Annotated in this window: 17 protein-coding genes; 9 read left to right on the forward strand and 8 right to left on the reverse strand. The window is 70.9% G+C overall.

Annotation, left to right across the window (positions count from 1 at the left end; genetic code table 11):
* The first annotated feature begins 102 nt into the window (after window positions 1-102).
* Entirely contained in the window at window positions 103-1,284 is a 1,182-nt protein-coding gene (locus SZ60_RS16070) for an AI-2E family transporter (RefSeq protein ID WP_082060234.1), read from the forward strand.
* Window positions 1,277-2,515, forward strand: a complete 1,239-nt coding sequence (gene ilvA, locus SZ60_RS16075) for a threonine ammonia-lyase (protein ID WP_043597819.1) — start codon at window positions 1,277-1,279, stop codon at window positions 2,513-2,515. The genes SZ60_RS16070 and ilvA overlap by 8 nt, the downstream gene beginning before the upstream one ends.
* A 305-nt stretch (window positions 2,516-2,820) precedes the next feature.
* Here ilvA and greA read toward each other — a convergent pair whose 3' ends face one another.
* Together greA and SZ60_RS17010 are read right to left on the reverse strand one after the other, a co-directional pair.
* A complete protein-coding gene (greA, locus tag SZ60_RS16080) occupies window positions 2,821-3,312 on the reverse strand; it encodes a transcription elongation factor GreA (RefSeq protein ID WP_043597822.1) in 492 nt (163 codons plus the stop codon).
* A gap of 142 nt (window positions 3,313-3,454) precedes the next feature.
* Window positions 3,455-3,877 carry a DUF4307 domain-containing protein gene (locus tag SZ60_RS17010; protein WP_043597824.1) on the reverse strand — a complete coding sequence of 141 codons (423 nt, stop codon included), beginning with the start codon at window positions 3,875-3,877 and terminating at the stop codon, window positions 3,455-3,457.
* Window positions 3,878-3,946: 69 nt separating this feature from the next.
* Between SZ60_RS17010 and mca the strand changes: the two genes are divergently transcribed.
* Complete coding sequence (gene mca / locus SZ60_RS16090) at window positions 3,947-4,837, forward strand: mycothiol conjugate amidase Mca (RefSeq protein ID WP_197073590.1); 891 nt, start codon at window positions 3,947-3,949, stop codon at window positions 4,835-4,837.
* Entirely contained in the window at window positions 4,834-5,208 is a 375-nt protein-coding gene (locus SZ60_RS16095; RefSeq protein ID WP_137847380.1) for a hypothetical protein, read from the forward strand. The genes mca and SZ60_RS16095 overlap by 4 nt, the downstream gene beginning before the upstream one ends.
* Before the next feature lie 58 nt (window positions 5,209-5,266).
* Here SZ60_RS16095 and SZ60_RS16100 read toward each other — a convergent pair whose 3' ends face one another.
* A complete protein-coding gene (locus tag SZ60_RS16100) occupies window positions 5,267-6,034 on the reverse strand; it encodes a hemolysin III family protein (protein ID WP_082060236.1) in 768 nt (255 codons plus the stop codon).
* An 85-nt stretch (window positions 6,035-6,119) separates the two neighbouring features.
* Here SZ60_RS16100 and SZ60_RS16105 point away from each other — a divergent pair, with 85 nt between their 5' ends.
* The 5 genes from SZ60_RS16105 (at window position 6,120) to SZ60_RS16715 (ending at window position 12,406) form a co-directional block, all read left to right on the forward strand.
* Complete coding sequence (locus SZ60_RS16105) at window positions 6,120-6,908, forward strand: isoprenyl transferase (RefSeq protein ID WP_043597826.1); 789 nt, start codon at window positions 6,120-6,122, stop codon at window positions 6,906-6,908.
* A 382-nt stretch (window positions 6,909-7,290) separates the two neighbouring features.
* Window positions 7,291-8,418, forward strand: a complete 1,128-nt coding sequence (locus SZ60_RS16110) for an aminotransferase class V-fold PLP-dependent enzyme (protein ID WP_043597828.1) — start codon at window positions 7,291-7,293, stop codon at window positions 8,416-8,418.
* A gap of 259 nt (window positions 8,419-8,677) precedes the next feature.
* Window positions 8,678-10,021 (forward strand): PhoH family protein, encoded by a 1,344-nt coding sequence (locus tag SZ60_RS16115; protein ID WP_043597901.1) that lies wholly within the window; start codon window positions 8,678-8,680, stop codon window positions 10,019-10,021.
* A gap of 964 nt (window positions 10,022-10,985) precedes the next feature.
* Window positions 10,986-11,654, forward strand: coding sequence for a hypothetical protein (locus SZ60_RS17340; protein WP_156155648.1), 669 nt, complete (start codon window positions 10,986-10,988; stop codon window positions 11,652-11,654).
* Window positions 11,655-11,797: 143 nt separating this feature from the next.
* On the forward strand, window positions 11,798-12,406 hold the full coding sequence (locus SZ60_RS16715; RefSeq protein WP_156155649.1) for a hypothetical protein: 609 nt from the start codon (window positions 11,798-11,800) through the stop codon (window positions 12,404-12,406).
* 313 nt (window positions 12,407-12,719) lie between these two features.
* Here SZ60_RS16715 and SZ60_RS16130 read toward each other — a convergent pair whose 3' ends face one another.
* From SZ60_RS16130 to xseA, 5 genes are all read right to left on the reverse strand, one after another.
* Complete coding sequence (locus SZ60_RS16130; RefSeq protein WP_255349717.1) at window positions 12,720-14,120, reverse strand: class II fumarate hydratase; 1,401 nt, start codon at window positions 14,118-14,120, stop codon at window positions 12,720-12,722.
* Between the two features lie 85 nt (window positions 14,121-14,205).
* Window positions 14,206-14,796, reverse strand: coding sequence for a carbonic anhydrase (locus SZ60_RS16135; RefSeq protein ID WP_043597835.1), 591 nt, complete (start codon window positions 14,794-14,796; stop codon window positions 14,206-14,208).
* Window positions 14,797-14,920: 124 nt separating this feature from the next.
* Window positions 14,921-15,604, reverse strand: a complete 684-nt coding sequence (locus SZ60_RS16140; protein ID WP_043597837.1) for a DUF4245 domain-containing protein — start codon at window positions 15,602-15,604, stop codon at window positions 14,921-14,923.
* Window positions 15,601-15,831, reverse strand: coding sequence for an exodeoxyribonuclease VII small subunit (locus tag SZ60_RS16145; RefSeq protein ID WP_043597840.1), 231 nt, complete (start codon window positions 15,829-15,831; stop codon window positions 15,601-15,603). Before SZ60_RS16145 ends, SZ60_RS16140 begins: the two co-directional genes overlap by 4 nt.
* A 9-nt stretch (window positions 15,832-15,840) precedes the next feature.
* Complete coding sequence (gene xseA, locus SZ60_RS16150) at window positions 15,841-17,130, reverse strand: exodeoxyribonuclease VII large subunit (protein WP_043597842.1); 1,290 nt, start codon at window positions 17,128-17,130, stop codon at window positions 15,841-15,843.
* Window positions 17,131-17,171 lie beyond the last annotated feature (41 nt).

Genomic DNA, 17,171 nt, shown 5'->3' on the forward strand with positions numbered 1-17,171 from the left:
GGTTGCCGCGCCTCCTGCCGTCGACCGGTCCCCGTCGACACATGCGCGCAACGGCATGTGGAGGGGTAGGTGACCGGCCCCGCAGGGCCATAAACTGACGCGATGATCTGGCGGAACCGCCCCACGCGCGGCGACGAGGTGCAGGGCGACGTCACGAGCGGTAGCGCGGCCGGTGTCGTCGCCGATCCGTCGGTGCCGCGGGGCATGGTCATCGCCGGGGCCTGGTCCTGGCGCATCCTGCTGATCGTGGCCGTGGCCGGCGTGTTCATCTGGCTGGTCACCCAGCTGCGGGTCATCGTCATCCCCTTCCTGGTGGCCCTGCTGATCTCCGCCCTGCTCGTCCCGCTGTCGGGGTGGTTGCAGCGGCACGGCTGGCCCAAGTGGCTGGCGGTCGTGTCGGTCCTGGTCGGGTTCTTCGTCTCGGTCTCCGGCCTCCTGCTGCTCGTCGTGCTCCAGATCGTCGACGGCTGGCCCTCGTTGCGTGATCGGTCGATCGCCTCGTACGGCGACTTCAAGGCCTTCCTGCTCACCTCGCCCTTGCACCTGACCGAGGCGCAGATCAACGGGTACGTGTCCGACGCCGTCGCGGCCGTCCAGCAAGACAGCCAGCCGCTCGTGCGCGGTGCCCTCTCGGTCGGGTCGACGGCGGGGCACGTGGGTGCGGGGCTCGTGCTCGGGCTCTTCGCGACGATCTTCCTGCTCATCGGAGGGGCCGAGATCTGGCGATGGGTCGTCAGGCTCTTCCCCCGCGTCTCGCGTCCGGCGATCGACGGGGCGGGCCGTGCCGGGTGGCTCACGCTGACGAACTTCGTCAAGGTGCAGATCTTCGTCGCGTTCGTCGACGCCGTGGGCATCGGGTTGGGGGCGTTCTTCCTCGGCCTGCCCCTGGTGGCGCCGATCGCGATCGCGGTGTTCCTCGGGTCGTTCGTTCCCGTCGTCGGCGCCGTCGCGACCGGGGCCGTCGCCGTCGTCATCGCCCTCGTCTACAACGGCTGGGTCGTGGCCCTGCTCATGCTCGCCGTGGTGATCCTCGTGCAGCAGATCGAGGGGCACCTGCTGCAGCCGTTCGTCATGGGCAGCGCCGTCAAGGTGCACCCGTTGGCCGTCGTCTTCGCCGTCGCGGCCGGCACCCTGGTCGCCGGGATCCCCGGCGCCCTCTTCGCGGTCCCGTTCGTGGCCGTGCTGAACGTCATGATCACCTACGTCGCGAGGGGCACGTGGCGAGAGAAGCCGCGACCCGTCGAGCACGACGTCACGCAGCCCGGAGGCCTCACCGATGTCTGAACGCACCCTGGCCGGTCCCACCCTCGTCGAGATCGAGGAGGCGCGCGACCGCGTCTCGCAGGTCGTCCGCGTCACCCCGATGGAGACCTCGCACTACCTCGCCGAGGTGCTCGGCTCGCGGGTGCACCTCAAGTGCGAGAACCTGCAGCGCACCGGGTCGTACAAGATCCGAGGCGCCTACAACCGCCTGACCCAGTTGAGCGACGACGAGAAGGCGCGCGGGGTCGTCGCCGCCTCGGCCGGCAACCATGCACAGGGCGTCGCCCTGGCGGCCCGTGAACTCGGCATCGTGGCCACGATCTTCATGCCCGTCGGCGTGGCCCTGCCCAAGCTGCAGGCGACCCGGCACTACGGCGCCGACGTCGTCCTCCGAGGGCACACGGTCGAGCAGTCGCTGCGAGCCGCGCAAGAGTTCGCCGACACGACCGGCGCCGTCTTCATCCCCCCGTTCGACCACGCCGACGTCGTCGCGGGCCAGGGCACGCTCGGGCTCGAGATCCTCGAACAGGTGCCCGACGTCGACACCGTGATCGTGCCCGTCGGCGGGGGTGGGCTGGCAGCCGGTGTGGCCAGTGCCCTGAAGCAGAGCGCGGCACGCATCGGGCGCGACGTCCGCATCATCGGCGTGCAGGCGGCCAACGCCGCCCCCTATGCCGTCTCGATGAAACTCGGCGTCCGGACCGACATCGACGCCCAGCCCACGATCGCCGACGGCATCGCCGTGGCGAAACCCGGCGTGCTCAACTTCGAGATCATCCGCGACACGGTCGACGAGATCGTCACGGTCAGCGACGACGACACGGCCCGGGCGATGCTCGTGCTGCTCGAGCGTGCGAAGCTCGTCGTCGAGGCCGCGGGTGCCGTGGGCATCGCCGCCATCCTCACCGAGCAGGTGCGCGACCTCGGCACGACCGTGGTGATCCTGAGCGGCGGCAACATCGACCCGCTGATGATGGAGCGCGTGATCGGTCGTGGCCTCGCGGCCGCCGCCCGCTACGTCAAGCTGCGCATCGGCATGCCCGACCGCCCCGGCCAGCTGACCCGCGTCAGCGAGGTGCTGTCCGACGCCAACGCGAACGTGGTCGAGGTGCTGCACACCCGCCACGGTCGTGGGCTCCAGATCAGCGAGGTCGAGCTCGAGCTCAGCGTCGAGACGCGCGGCCCCGACCACGTCGAAGAGGTGCTGCAGCGGCTCCGCGACGCCGGGTACGAGCCTAACGTCGACTTCTGAGCCGCCCCTCCCCGACGTGACGCGGTCCTCCCGACGCGACGGGCGCCTCCTGACGTGACCTGCGCCTCCTGACCCTGCCCGTTCCTCCTGGCGCGACGCGCGCCTCCTGACCCGGCCCGTGCCTCCTGCGGACTCGTGTCCCGGTCGGCAAGTCAGGAGAACGACGACCCGCAGGGCGCGGGACGGGCGTTCCGCACGTCGTCCTCCAGAGTCGCCGACACCCGCGTCGGCAGTCGCCGCCAGCAGGCCCCGGGGACGACGAAGGCCCCCGCTCCGATCGAGCGGGGGCCTTCGAGTCGGTCGACCTACGGCTGGTAGGTCTCGACGTTCGTGATCGAGACCGAGATCTCTTTGCCGTTCGGGGCGGTGTAGCTGGTCGTCGTGCCGACCTTCAGACCGTTGATGGCCTGTCCCAGCGGGCTGGTCTCGCTGTAGACCGACAGGTCGCTGCCCGCGGCGATGATCTCGCGGTTGCCGAGCAGGAACGTGCTCTCGTCGCCGGCGATGGTCGCCGTGACGACGGTGCCGGGGCCGACGATGCCGTCGGCGGCCGTCGAGTCGCCGACCGTCGCGTGCTTCAGCAGGTTGATGAGCGTGCGGATGCGCGCCTCCATCTTGCCCTGCTCGTCCTTGGCCGCGTGGTAGCCGCCGTTCTCCTTCAGGTCGCCCTCTTCGCGGGCGGCCTCGATGCGTGACGCGATCTCGCGACGTCCCTCGCCGCTGAGGGTGTCGAGCTCGGCCTGCAGACGGTCGCGGGCGTCCGTCGTGAGCCAGGTGGTCTCGTTGTCAGTGCTCATGGTGTCTCCGTTTCGTGCGGCGGCCGAACCCGGTCGGGCGTATCGAGCCGAGGAGGCGCGGTGCCGGGAGCCGGGGCGAGGTCGCCCACCGAAAAAAGGAGACCGGCCGAGTGGCCGGTCTCGTCGTGCGATTCCGAGCAGTCTAGGGAAGCCAGCACCGGTAGATCAAGCCCGTGACCGCCCGTTCCGACGTCGCGAGCGAGGTCGTGTAGGTCACCGAACGCCGCTCGGAGGCGGGCAGGTGCACGATCTTCCAGCCGACGACCGCGAAGCCGCTGTTCTGGGCCTCGACCGCACAGTCGACGGCCTCGCCCGTGTCCGCGGTGACCGTGTACTGGACCTCGACGGCCCGATCGGAGGTGACCTGGTAGCCCACGTCGGCGGATTCGAGCTGCGACGAGGTCCCGTCGAAGGCGGCGAAGACGACCCACGCCGCGAAGACGACGACGAAGGCGACGGCGACGGACAGGCCCACGACGAGGCGTCTGCGGCGACCCCGCGGCGAACGCCCGTACCGTGCGTCGAGGCGCGACGAGGGCGAGGTGACACGGGGCGTGGACGTCACGCGGATCTCCGTCCGATTAAGCTGTCCCCAGGGTAGCAACGTCTGCCCGGCACACATTGCGAGGAAGAATTGACCCTGCGCCTGCTGGCGGTCCACGCCCACCCCGACGACGAGTCCAGCAAGGGCTCGGCGACCTACGCCTACTACCGCAGCTTCGGCGTCGACGTCCTCGTCGTCAGCTGCACCGGCGGCGAGCAGGGGTCGATCCTCAACGAGCAGCTCGAGGCCCGTGCTCACGCCGAGCGCGACATCGCGGGCCTGCGCGTGCACGAGATGGCGGCCGCCCAGGCGGCCATGGGCATCGAGCACCTCTGGCTCGGCTACGCCGACTCGGGGCTTCCGGCCGAGGGAGAATCGGTCGCGGTGAACTCGTTCTCGACCATCCCGCTCGAGATCAGCGCCGAGCCGCTCGTCGCGATCATCCGCCGGTTCAAGCCGCAGGTGCTGGTGACCTACGACGAGAACGGCGGGTACCCGCACCCCGACCACATCCGCACGCACGAGATCTCGATGGCGGCCTACCGCGACGCCGCCGACCCCGAGCGTTACCCGGCGACCGGCGACGCCTGGCAGATCGACAAGGTGTACTACGACCGCATGTTCAGTGCCGGACGCATCGGCGCGATGATCACGCACCTGCGCGAGAGCGACCCCGAGTCGCCCCTCATCGAGTCGTTGACCGAGATGCTGGCCCGCTTCAGCGACCGTCCCGACCTGGCCACGACCCGCGTGCCGGTCTCCGACTTCTTCCCCGTGCGCGACGCCGCCCTCCGGTCGCATGCCAGTCAGGTGCCGCTCGACAGCGCTTTCTTCTTCTGGCCTCACGACCTGCAGGTGGCCGCCTGGCCCACCGAGGACTTCCAGCTGGTCGAGTCGAACGTCGAGTCCGACGTGCCCGAGGACGACCTGTTCGCGGGCGTCGTCGACCCCGACACCGGCCTCGTCGGAGTGCAGCGATGAGCGCGCTCTCCGACTCGGTGCTCACGGTCACGACCCGTCTGCTCGCCCAGCCGCAGACGCCCGATCCGACCCTGCCGCCGTCGACCATCCCCGACGAGGCGGTCACGCCCGGCGTCTGGGGTTTCGTCGCCATCGCGTTCGTCGCGATCGCGACGGTGCTGATCGTCGTCGACATGACCCGTCGGGTCCGACGCACCCGCTACCGAGGCGAGGTGCGCGAGCGCATCCAGGCCGAGCGTGACGAGGCGACCCTGGCCGCCGCGGCTCTCGACGACGAAGAACTCCCCGGAGACGCCGACCGACGGGCTCGCCCCGTCGAGGGCGACCTCGACGACGACGCCGACCGCAGGAGGCGCGAGGGCGACTCGTGACCGACGCGACCGGTGCCGGGGCGGCGACCCGCGCCTCCTCGGCTCGGGTGACCTCGCCCTAGAAGGTCGGTGGGTCCAGGGCCACGAGCAGGATGCCCGTCCAGTGGCAGAGGTACGCCAGCACCGTCATGGTGTGGAACAGCTCGTGGAATCCGAAGTGCCCCGGTACGGGGTTCGGCCTCTTGATTCCGTAGAACACGGCGCCCGCGATGTAGAGGGCGCCGCCGACCAGCACGAGCACCATCATCGCGACGTTCGCGTCGAGCAGGTCGACGATGAAGCCCAACGCGCCGACACCCAGCAAGACGTAGAGCGGCACGTACAACCAGCGTGGCGCGTTCAGGAAGAACACCCGGAAGAGGATGCCCAGCACGGCGCCCGTCCAGACGAGCACGAGCAGCGTGACGCCCTTGGACGGCGGCAGGGCGATGACCGCGATCGGCGTGTAGGTGCCGGCGATCAGCAGGAAGATGTTGGCGTGGTCGAGGCGCTTCAGGAAGCGTTTCGCGTTCGGGCTCCACGGGAAGCGGTGGTAGGTCGCCGAGATGCCGAAGAGCAGGAGCGACGTGGTCATGAACACGGCACAGGCCCAGGTCGCCGCCACGCCCTGCGCGAGGACCAGGAGCACCACTCCGGTCGCGATCGCGACCGGGAAGGTGGCCGCATGGATCCAGCCGCGCCAACTCGGTTTGCGCTCGATGCCGGGGTAGGCGAGGGCGTCGTCGAGCAACGGCAGGTTCGGGATGTCGGCCCCCTCGAATCGGTCGGCCCGGTCGACCTCGTCGGCCTGGAGGCCCGCGCGATCTCCGTCGGTGTGGCTGCTCATGGGGCCGAGCCTAGGGGAGCGTCCGAGAAGGCGGGCTGAGAATCGTTTGCTCTGTGGAGAGCCCGCCGTGGGCTACCGTAGCCCTGTGAAAAAGCGCCGTCCTTCTCCCCTCGCCAGGGGAGTCCTGTACGGCCTCTACCAGAACCGCATCCGCCGCAGCCTCGACGGTCAAGAGTTGCCGCACCACGTCGCCATGATCGTCGACGGCAACCGGCGCTGGGCCAAGCAGCGCATGCTCGAGACCGCCGCCCACGGGCACCGCGCGGGTGCGGCGAAGATCAGCGAGTTCCTCACCTGGTGCGACGACCTCGGCATCAAGGTGGTCACGCTGTACCTGCTCTCCGCCGACAACCTCGGCAACCGCCAGTCCGACGAGTTGACCGAGCTCTTCGGCATCATCGGCGACGTCGCCGACGAGCTCTCGCGTCAGCGGGACTGGCGCGTGCAGCACGTCGGCGCGACGGACGACCTGCCGCCGGCGCTCTGCTCGGCCCTCCGCGAGGCCCAGGCCCGGACCGCCGACAAGACGGGGCTCCACGTGAACCTCGCCGTCGGCTACGGCGGGCGCCGCGAGATCGCCGACGCCATGCGCAGCATCGTGCGGGCGCACGACGCGGCGGGCGGCACGCTCGACGCCCTGGCCGAGGTGCTCACCCCCGAGCTCATCGCCGACCACCTCTACACCGGCGGCCAACCCGACCCCGACCTCGTCATCCGCACGTCGGGCGAACAACGGTTGAGCGACTTCATGCTGTGGCAGAGCGCCCACAGCGAGTTCTACTTCGTCGAGGCCTTCTACCCCGACCTGCGCGAGGTCGACTTCCTGCGTGCCGTGCGCGACTTCGCCCTCCGGCACCGCCGCTACGGCAGCTGATCGGGGCGCGGCTGCCGGCTCGGTGACCGGGCTGGTGTCGGCAACTCCGGAGTTCGGCTGCACCGCGCCTCCTGACGGGGTTCGGGTGTGCCGTTCTCCTGAGTTGCCGACGGCCTGATCGACGGGCGCGGGCGGGGGTGCGAGCGTGGGCGCAAGCGCTGGCGCCGGTGTGGGGTGGGCGGGAGCGGGCTGGTGTCGGCAACTCCGGAGACGGGCTGCACCGCGCCTCCTGAGGGGCGTCGGGTGTGCCGTTCTCCTGAGTTGCCGACGGCTCGCCGACGGCCGCGCACGCGCCTGCGCCGACGACGGGACGAGGAGGCGCGGGTCGGCGAACCACGGACGGCACTACGGTGGACCAGTCACCGCCGCCTAGGAGAACACCGTGAAGACCATCGACGACCTCGCCTCGGGTTTCACCGACGAACCCGGATACTTCGACTTCGCGAAGTGGGGACCCATCTCGAGTGCCGTCGCCGACGAGCAGCGCTCGCTGGTCGAGGTGCAGGCCCGGGCCCGCTTCGGGTCGGAGATCGCCCTGACCGAGCAGGCGGGGCGCGTCGGACGGGCGATCTCGTCGATCGTCGGCTTCGCACCCGACCACGTCGTCTTCCAGCCGAACACGAGCGCGGGGCTCACCCACACGCTGTTCGGTCTGACCGGACAGGTGCTGATGTCGCCGCGGGACTACCCGAGCATGCCCATCGCGGCGACGCGATCGGCCGAGGCGCTGCGCGTGCTCGAGCCGGTCTGGATGGACCTCGACCACGACGTCGTGACGCCGGCCGTGGTGCAGCGCCACCTCACCGACTCGGTCACCGCCGTCGCCGTCAGCCTGGTGGACTACCGCACGGGGTACCTGGTGGACCTCGAGGGCATCCGCCAGGTGATCGGCGACCGGTTGCTGATCGTCGACGCGATCCAGGGGTTCGGCGTGGTCGACGCGCCCTACGCCGTGGCCGACGTCGTCGCGTCGGGCGGCCAGAAGTGGGTCCGGGCCGGGTGGGGAACGGGGTTCCTGGCCTTGAGCGATCGGGCCCTCTCGGCCTTGACCCCGGTGTTCAGCGGTGTCGCCGGCAGCGACCTGGCCCTCGGCGGTTCGTACCACGAACGGCAGCCGACCCGTCCGGGTGCCGCGGCCTTCCAGCTGACGAACCCCGACCCGATCGCCCAGGCGCGGTTCGCCACGGCGCTCGAGGACCTCGCCGACGTGGGCGTCGCCGCCGTCTCGCGAGCCGTGGCCGAGCGGGCCACCCGGGTGATCGACCTCGCCGACGAGTTCGCCGTGCCCGTGGTCTCACCCCGCGACGAGGCGGAGCGCGCCGGCATCGTCGTGCTCGAGCCGGCCCTCGACCAGATGACGACGCTGACGGCCGCATTGATCAATCACGGGGTCACGGCGACCGTCCGCGACACGACCGTCCGGCTGAGCGTGCACGTGTCCACGGGCGACGAGTCGTTCGAGATGCTGCGGGGCGCGTTCACCTCGTTCGGCACGACCGTCTTCTACTAGGCGGGTCCGCCCTGCGGGGTGGGGCTCGGCACCCAGCACCCTCGACCGCCACATGAGGGTCGTTCACCTGATCGTCACACGACACGGTGGCGTCGATGATGCGGATATCGGAGGCGCGTCGTAGGTTCGTCACATCGGGCAAGGAGCCCGATCGAGACGGCCACGAAAGTTCGCCTCGCAACTGCTCCGCGGCCGTCTCTGCCGAAGGTACCCGGGTGCCCAGCCGCCCGAGGACGGAGTGGTCGTGACCGCGTCGAACATCACCTCAACCGAACGCAACACCCCATCAGCCACGGGGGGTGACCAGGCGGTCGCCCAGCGCACCTACGTGCTCGACACCTCGGTGCTGCTGTCCGATCCGCAGGCTCTCTTCCGCTTCGCCGAACACGACGTGGTGCTGCCCGTCGTCGTCGTCAGCGAACTCGAGGGCAAACGTCACGACCCCGAACTGGGCTACTTCGCGCGTCAGGCCCTGCGCCTCCTCGACGACCTCCGCGTGAAGCACGACCGTCTCGACTTCCCGGTGGCCGTGGGCGACGGGGGTTCGCTGCGAGTCGAGCTGAACCACTCGAACATGTCGGTCCTGCCCTCGGGCCTGCAGTTGAACGACGCCGACTCGCGCATCCTCGCCGTCGCGTCGAACCTCGCCGCCGACGGGCTGGCCGTCACGGTGGTGTCGAAAGACCTGACCCTCCGGGTGAAGGCCGCATCCATCGGGCTCGCCGCCGAAGAGTACCGGGCCGAGCAGGTCGTCGACAGCGGGTACACCGGGCAGGCCTCGATCGACGTCTCGAGCGAGCAGATGGCCTCGTTCTACGAGTCCGAGAAGATCTCCGCTCGATCGCTCGCGGACGTCCCCGTGAACACCGGGGTGGTCCTGCACTCGGATCGTGGTTCGGCGCTGGCGCGGGTGTTCGCCCGCGGCGAGGCACGTCTCGTCCGCGGCGATCGCGACGTCTTCGGGCTGCACGGCCGCTCGGCCGAGCAGCGTCTCGCGATCGACCTGCTGCTCGACCCCGAGGTGGGCATCGTGTCGCTGGGCGGCAGTGCCGGCACGGGCAAATCGGCCCTCGCGCTCTGCGCCGGCCTCGAGGCCGTGCTCGAGAAGCAACAGCACAAGAAGATCATGGTCTTCCGCCCGCTCTACGCGGTGGGCGGCCAAGACCTGGGGTTCCTCCCGGGCGATGCCGGCGAGAAGATGAACCCCTGGGCGCAGGCCGTCTTCGACACGCTCGGGGCCATCGTGTCCCAGAACGTCCTCGACGAGGTGGTCGAGCGGGGCATCCTCGAGGTGCTGCCCCTGACGCACATCCGGGGACGATCGCTGCACGACGCGTTCGTGATCGTCGACGAGGCCCAGTCCCTCGAGCGCAACGTGCTGCTGACCGTGCTCAGTCGCATCGGCCAGAACTCGCGGGTGGTGCTGACCCACGACGTGGCGCAGCGCGACAACCTGCGCGTCGGCCGGCACGACGGGGTCGCCTCGGTCATCGAGACGCTCAAGGGCCACCCGCTGTTCGGCCACGTGACGCTGACCCGCTCCGAGCGGTCCGCGATCGCAGCCCTCGTCACCGAGATGCTCGAGTCGAACGATCTGATGTAGCAGGGACCGCAGGAGGCGCTGGTCACCCGACCCGCGCCTCCTGCCGGTTCGGGCGGTACGGGGTGCGCTCGGGGTGAGCGGGGCAGGGGTGGCGAGCCGCGCGCCGCGTCGGCAACTCCCGAGATCGGCGCGCTGACGGTTGCCAGCGCCGCACCTGGACCTCGTTCTCCGGAGTCACCCGCGGTGCTCGCGGTCTCGTCGTGCTCTGCCGTCCGCGACGGGCCCTTGCGGGGCGTTCCGAACGCCGCGGGGCTGCGGCCTGCCGAGTCGGCAATTCAGCACGTCGGCAGGGTTCGAGGGCGGATGGAGGTTCGCGGGCCTCATTCTCCGGACTTGCCCACACGGGTGGGCCGGGCAGGGCGGGCCGGGGCCGGCCCGGCCGCCGACAGGAGCAGCTTCGGACGGAGGCAAGGACCCTCGGAGTGGAGGTTGGCGGGGAGCTCGTGTGCCGGTGAACCCCTGAGCCGCGTGCGGAACGCCCCGGCCCCAGCTCGTGCGACACCCTTCTTCTCCACCGGTGGGCTCTCACGCACCGCCGAGGAGGCGCGGGCCGCGTCACCCTGTCGGCATGCAGCAGATCGCGACCCACGTCAGGAACGCCGGCGGCGTGCTCCACAAGCGGGATCTCGTCGCCCTCGGAGCCACCGACCGGATGCTCACCGCAGCCGTCCGCTTCGGGCACGTGCATCGGGCCCGCCGAGGCTGGTACACGACGTTCCCGCCGGGTGACGTGAGGCACGAGGCCGTGCGCATCGGGGGCAGGTTGACCGGGGCGTCGCTTCTGGCCCTGCTCGGGGCGTGGATGTGGACGGCTGCTCCCACCGTCAGCGTCGTGGTGCCCCCCGGGGCGTCACGACTTCGGCCACGGCGTGGCGCGACGGTCCGGTGGCGGTACGACGGGCGAGTGCCCCCTCGTCCGTCACCAGGGACAACGCCCCGTCACCCCGACGACGACGACCACGCGGTGGACGACGCACACCGGGCGGCCTGGGCGGTGCCCCTTCGAATTGCGCTGGTGGACGCCGTCGTGGCCGCACCTCTCGACGAGGCGGTCGCCATGCTGGACTGGGCGCTGTCCAGCGGTCACTTCTCGGTCGTCGGACTGCACGAGGCCTTCGCGGAGGCTCCGGCTGACGTGAGGGGCATCGTCGACTGGGCCGATGCCCGGAGCGAGAGCTTACTCGAGAGCGTCATGCGGGTGACCTTCGTCCATCTGGGGCACCGGGTCGACTCCCAGACCAGAGTCGGCCCGGGCGATCGTCGCCGCATCGACGTCGTCGTCGACGGCGTCGTCGCTCTCGAACTCGACGGCCGCAGCTGGCACGGCGACACGTTCGACTCGGATCGTCTGAAGGACCTGGCCATCACGATCCAGGGTCGGACCGCCCTTCGAGCCAGCTACGAGATGGTGCGCGACCATCGACCGCTCGTCATCGAGGCCGTCCACGCGGTGCTCGAAGATGCCCGACGGCCTCGACGCCGTCTCGTCGCGCCCCGCGGACGTGCCCGCCGTCCTGGTGTCCGGCGCACACGGGGGCGACGACCGTGGCATCTGGTTCGACCGGCTCGGGAGCGCGTCTCGCCTTGGGGTCCACCTGGGCCGGTGACGGCTTCGACGTCGGGAGCGACATGACCTCGTCCGACGGTCCGGAGGACGGGACGATGTCGTCGGACGGACCCCGCTCGTCGGACGGACCCCGCTCGTCGGACGGGGGAGCACCTCGACGCAGTGGCGGGCCGCTGCCGGAGCGAACACAGGCTCGCGAAGCAGTCGCCGTGGCTGCGCTGTCGGCGGTCGCGGTTGCTGCCGCGGCGGCCACGCCTCACGCCGTTCCGCTCTCGGGCGCGGGCGCCGACGCGGGGACGGTGACGCTCGTCGGCTTTCTCGGAGTCGCGGCCGTGACACCGGCCCTGGTCCGGATCGACCTCGCCGAACGTCGACTGCCCAACGTCCTCGTCGGAGCGGCCGCGGGTGCGTGGGGGGTGTCGACGGCTCTGCGCGTCGCCGGGGGTGACTCCGCCGAGGCGGCGACGAGCCTGGCCCTCGCCCTGGCCGCGGCCGGGTTCGGTCTGCTGGCCGCCCTCGCGGGTGGCCTGGGCATGGGGGACGTCAAGCTCGGGGCCGTCCTGACCGGGCTCCTGTCCACGAGTGACCCGACGGCTCTGCTGGGTTTCTGGGGCCTCGCAGGAACTCTGGCCATCGGCGTGGCCGGCATTCGGACGTTCCGCACGAGGCGGCGACGGTCACGCTCGCATCCGGCGGCGGACTCGGCACGCGCCGGTCGGGGTGTCCCCTTCGGGCCATGCCTGCTCGCGGCGTTCTGGTGTGTGGTGGTCGTCCGTTCGGGCAGCGTCGGCATCGATGCCGTCGTGACGCTTCTGTGAGGACCGTGCCGCGGTCCAGCCACGGCCACACGACGAGGACGAGGACGAGCACGAGAAGTGGCCGTGACGCCGAGGAGGTGCGTGTCCGTCGCCCACGGGCGCGCACCTCCTCGACGTGCTGCGGGCGCGACGACCGGTCGGGACGCCCGGGTCGGGGACGCCCCGGTCGGCGACGCCCGACGGGCTGCCGCCGGGGGCGGCGACCCGGGCTCGGTGCCGCACGTTGGACGCAGCCCGGCAGGGTGGGGCAGGGCGCCCCGCCGGCCGGGGCGCAGCCCGGCAGGGTGGGGCAGGGCGCCCCGTCGCGCTGGGCTCAGCCCGGGTGGGTCATGCTGAGCACGTCGAGGGCGGTGTCGAGCTGCTGCTCGGTGACCTCGCCCCGCTCGACGAACCCGAGATCGACGACGGCCTCGCGAACGGTGAGCTTCTGGGTCACCGCGTGCTTGGCCACCTTCGCCGCGGCCTCGTAGCCGATGACCCGGTTGAGCGGCGTCACGATCGAGGGAGACGACTCGGCGAGGGCACGGGCGTGCTCGACGTTGGCCTCGAGCCCGTCGACGGTCTTGTCGGCCAGGGCACGGGTGGCGTTCGAGAGCAGGCGGATCGACTCGAGCAGCGCCGTGCCCATCACGGGGATCGCCACGTTGAGCTCGAAGGCTCCGGACGCGCCGGCCCAGGCGATCGTCGCGTCGTTGCCGATCACGCGTGCCGAGACCATGAGCACGGCCTCGGGGATGACCGGGTTGACCTTGCCGGGCATGATCGACGAACCGGGCTGCAGATCGGGGATGTGCAGCTCGCCGAGGCCCGCGTTGGGACCCGAGCCCATCCACCGGATGTCGTTGTTGATCTTCGTGAGGCTCACGGCGAGCACTCGCAAGGCACCGGAGGTCTCGACGAGCGCGTCGCGCGCCCCCTGCGCCTCGAAGTGGTCGAGCGCCTCGGTGACGGGCAGGCCGCTGTCGTCCGCGAGGACGGCGATGACCCGTTGCGGGAAGCCCTGGGGCGTGTTGATGCCGGTGCCGGTGGCCGTTCCGCCCAGGGGCACCTCGGCCACGCGGGGCAAGGCGCTCTGCACCCGTTCGATCGCGAGACGGATCTGCCGTGCGTAGCCGCCGAACTCTTGACCGAGCGTGACCGGAGTGGCGTCCATGAGGTGGGTGCGGCCGGCCTTCACCACGTCGGCCCAGGCCGAGGCCTTCTTCTCGAGGGCGATCGCCAGGTGGTCGAGGGCGGGGATCAGGTCGTGCAGCAGGGCACCCGTGACGGCGACGTGCACGGAGGTCGGGAAGACGTCGTTCGACGACTGCGATGCGTTGACGTGGTCGTTGGGGTGGACGGCGACGCCGTCGACCGTTCCGGCGAGGGTGGCGAGCACCTCGTTCATGTTCATGTTCGAGGACGTGCCGCTGCCGGTCTGGTAGACGTCGACCGGGAACTGGTCGTGATGGCTGCCACCGATGATCTGGTCGGCGGCCGAGACGATCGCGGCGGCGACGGGTCGGTCGATGATGCCCATCTCACCGTTCACCAGGGCGGCCGCCCGCTTGATGCGAGCGAGCGCGACGATCTGCGCAGGCTCGAGTCCGGCCCCGCTGATGGGGAAGTTCTCGACGGCACGCTGCGTCTGGGCACGGTAGAGGGCCGATGCGGGCACCCGCACCTCGCCCATCGTGTCGTGCTCGATGCGGTACTCGGTCTCGGATGTGGTCACGACGTCGTGGTCCTTTCCTCGGGCCCTGCCGGGCTGCTGCGCCCGTCGAGGGCGCGGGGCGTCGGAGCGTTCGCCCCGACTCGGTTCAGAGTCGGCCGACGACGACCGAAGGGTCGACCCGCCCGTTGGCGAGGTCGTAGTTCGCGCCGACCACGGCCAACTTACCGTCCGCGACGGCGGACGCGATGAGGGCGGACCGGTCGACGAGCGTGCGGACGGACGCCTCGATGTGCAGCTGGCCGACCGTGCGGGGGTCGAGGTCAGCACCGTTCTCGAGGTCGATCTGCGCCTGCTCGACCGACGGCATGATCATGTCGATCAGCCCACCCAGGAACTCCGACCCGGGAGCGGCGTCGGAACCGATCGAGTCGATGGCCGAGGCGACGGCACCGCAGCTGTCGTGGCCGAGGACCACGATGAGGGGGACGTGGAGCACCGAGACGGCGAATTCGAGCGAGGCGATGACGGTGTCGCCGACCACCTGGCCGGCGTTGCGGACGACGAAGAGGTCACCGAGACCGACGTCGAAGATGATCTCGGCGGCGAGTCGCGAGTCGGCACAGCCGAAGAGGGCGGCCACCGGTTCTTGTCCGGCGGCGAGGGACGATCGGCGGTCGCTGTCCTGGTGAGGGTGATGCGGTGCCCCGTCGACGAAGCGGTGGTTGCCCTCCACCATGCGGCTCCACGCGGTACCGGGAGCCGAATCCTCGGTGGGGTGGGTCGTCGGAACGTCCGTCGAGGCGGAACCGGAGGGGGAGCTGGAGGCTGAAGGGGTGTCGGCGGGGTCGTGTCGGGTCACGTCATTCGCTTTCTTGGCTGGAGATCTGTTCGGCCAGGGAGGTGGCCAGGACGTCGAACTCGGCGTCGTCGGCCGTGCCGTACAGCACGTACGAGCTGCGGTCGACCGTCGTGGTCAGGGCGTAGGCGTAGTTGCCCGGGTCGTCGGCGTCACGCCGGTCGTAGACGTCCCAGGTGAGACCGCCGATCGACCGGGTCGACGTCGCCGCCGCGTTCTGCACCTGCAGGCTGACCCAGGTCGGGTTGGCGTCGATGCCCTGTTCGAGGCCGATGAACTGCTGGGCGGGCGTGATCAGCCCCACGTACCAGGTCGGCACGTCGTCGCGGGTCGTGGACCGGACCTCGGCGGCGTTCGAGCTCCAGCCGTCGGGCAGCGGAGGCGCGGCCAGGGGGGCGTCGACGCTCGCCTGGGCCTGTGAGGCGACCTGGACGTAGTCGATCTCTTGCCGGTTCACGGTGCCGCTCGGGCGGACCACGACGAGAACGAGGAAGAGCACGATGCCGAGCGAGGCGACAATCGACAGGGTCAGGTTGATCGCCGTCTGGTTCGCGTAGTGCTTGCGCGTGTTCTCGGCCTTGCGCGCCGCGGTCTCGTCGGGGGTCTCGGGCCGGCCGAGCTCGGCGACGACGCGGGGCTCCCGAGGGCGTCGCGGGCCCCGGGGGCCGCCGTCGGAGGGGGAGGTCATTCGGCGGACACCTGGCGGCGGGCCGCCTCGAGGCGCTCACGCGCCCCCATCAGCCATTCCTCGCAGCGCCGGGCGAGTGCCTCGCCGCGTTCCCAGAGGGCCAGCGAGCGTTCGAGGGTCGATGCGCCCTGCTCGAGTTCGTTCACGACGGACACGAGCTCGTCGCGGGCCTGCTCGTAGCTGAGCGAGGAGACGTCGGGCGGGGTGCTGGTCGGGGTGGTGTCCACGGGACGATCCTAACGAGGGGTGGTGACCGAGGTCGTGACGGACGCCACGGGCGAGGACTCGCTCGCCGCAGCGGAGCCTGGGGAGGAGGCGCCGGTGCTGACGGCGCCCACCGCGCCTCCGTCGGTGGTCACGACGAGCCGCGTCTCGGCGGGGGCCTCGTCGGGGGACCGCAGGACGCTGCCCGACGGCAGCTGGACGATCGCGTAGCCGCGACGCAGCGTGCCCTGCGGCGACAGGGCGCGCAGCTGTGCCGTCAGCTCGGAGACCCGGGTGTGCGCCCTCTCGACGGCCCGCCCGACGAGTTCTTCACCCCGGGCCACCGCCCGGACGACCTCGTCGGCCCGGACGTCGACGAGGGTCTGGGGTGAGGCGAGCACGGGCCGGCTGCGGATCTGTTCGAGGCGGTCGATCTCGGCGGCGACCAGCGACGTCAGCCGCACGCCGATGCGGGTGCGCGCCTGTTGGACGCGTGACAGTTCTTCTGTCACGTCGGGGACCACCCGCTTGGCGGCGTCGGTGGGCGTGGACGCGCGCAGGTCGGCGACGTCGTCGAGCAGCGGCCGGTCGGCCTCGTGTCCGATGGCGCTGACGACCGGCGTGGTGCAGGCCGAGACGGCGCGGACGAGTCCTTCGTCGCTGAAGCCGAGCAGGTTCTGGAAGTCGCCGCCGCCTCGGGCGACGATGATGACGTCGACCTCGTCGTCGGCGTCGAGACGCTGGATCGCCGCCGTGACCTCGCCGACCATGCGGTCGCCCTGCACCGCCGCGTGCACCACCCGGAACGAGACCGAGGGCCATCGCAGCTGGGCGTTGCGCAGGACGTCCTTCTCGGCGTCGCTGTCCTTGCCGGTGACGAGGCCGATGCACCCGGGGAGGAACGGCAGGGCCCGTTTGCGTTCGGGGGAGAAGAGCCCCTCGGCCGCGAGCTGGCGGCGGAGGCGTTCGAGACGTTCGAGGAGGTCGCCGATCCCCACGTGGCGCATGTCGAAGACCTGCATCGTGAGGCTGCCGCCCTTGACCCAGTAGTTCGGCTTGACGGCGGCGATGACGCGGTCGCCCTGCTTGAGGTCGGCGGGCACGCGCGACTTCACGCTGGACCAGATGGAGAACGACACGGTGGCGTCCTGTTCGAGGTCGCGGAGCTTGCCGTAGACGTTGCCCCCGGAGACGTTCCACTGGGTGATCTCGCCCTCGACCCAGGCCGTGCCGAGGCGGTCGATCCAGTCGCGCACCTTGCTCGCGAGGAGCCCGACGGGCCACGGGGACTCGGCGGTGGGGGGAGGGGGAACGATCGTCATGGAGCTCCGTTCGAGGGGTGGTCGACACCGGCAGGACGAGC

It is taken from the genome of Frigoribacterium sp. MEB024 (assembly GCF_000878135.1).
Taxonomy (GTDB): domain Bacteria; phylum Actinomycetota; class Actinomycetes; order Actinomycetales; family Microbacteriaceae; genus Frigoribacterium.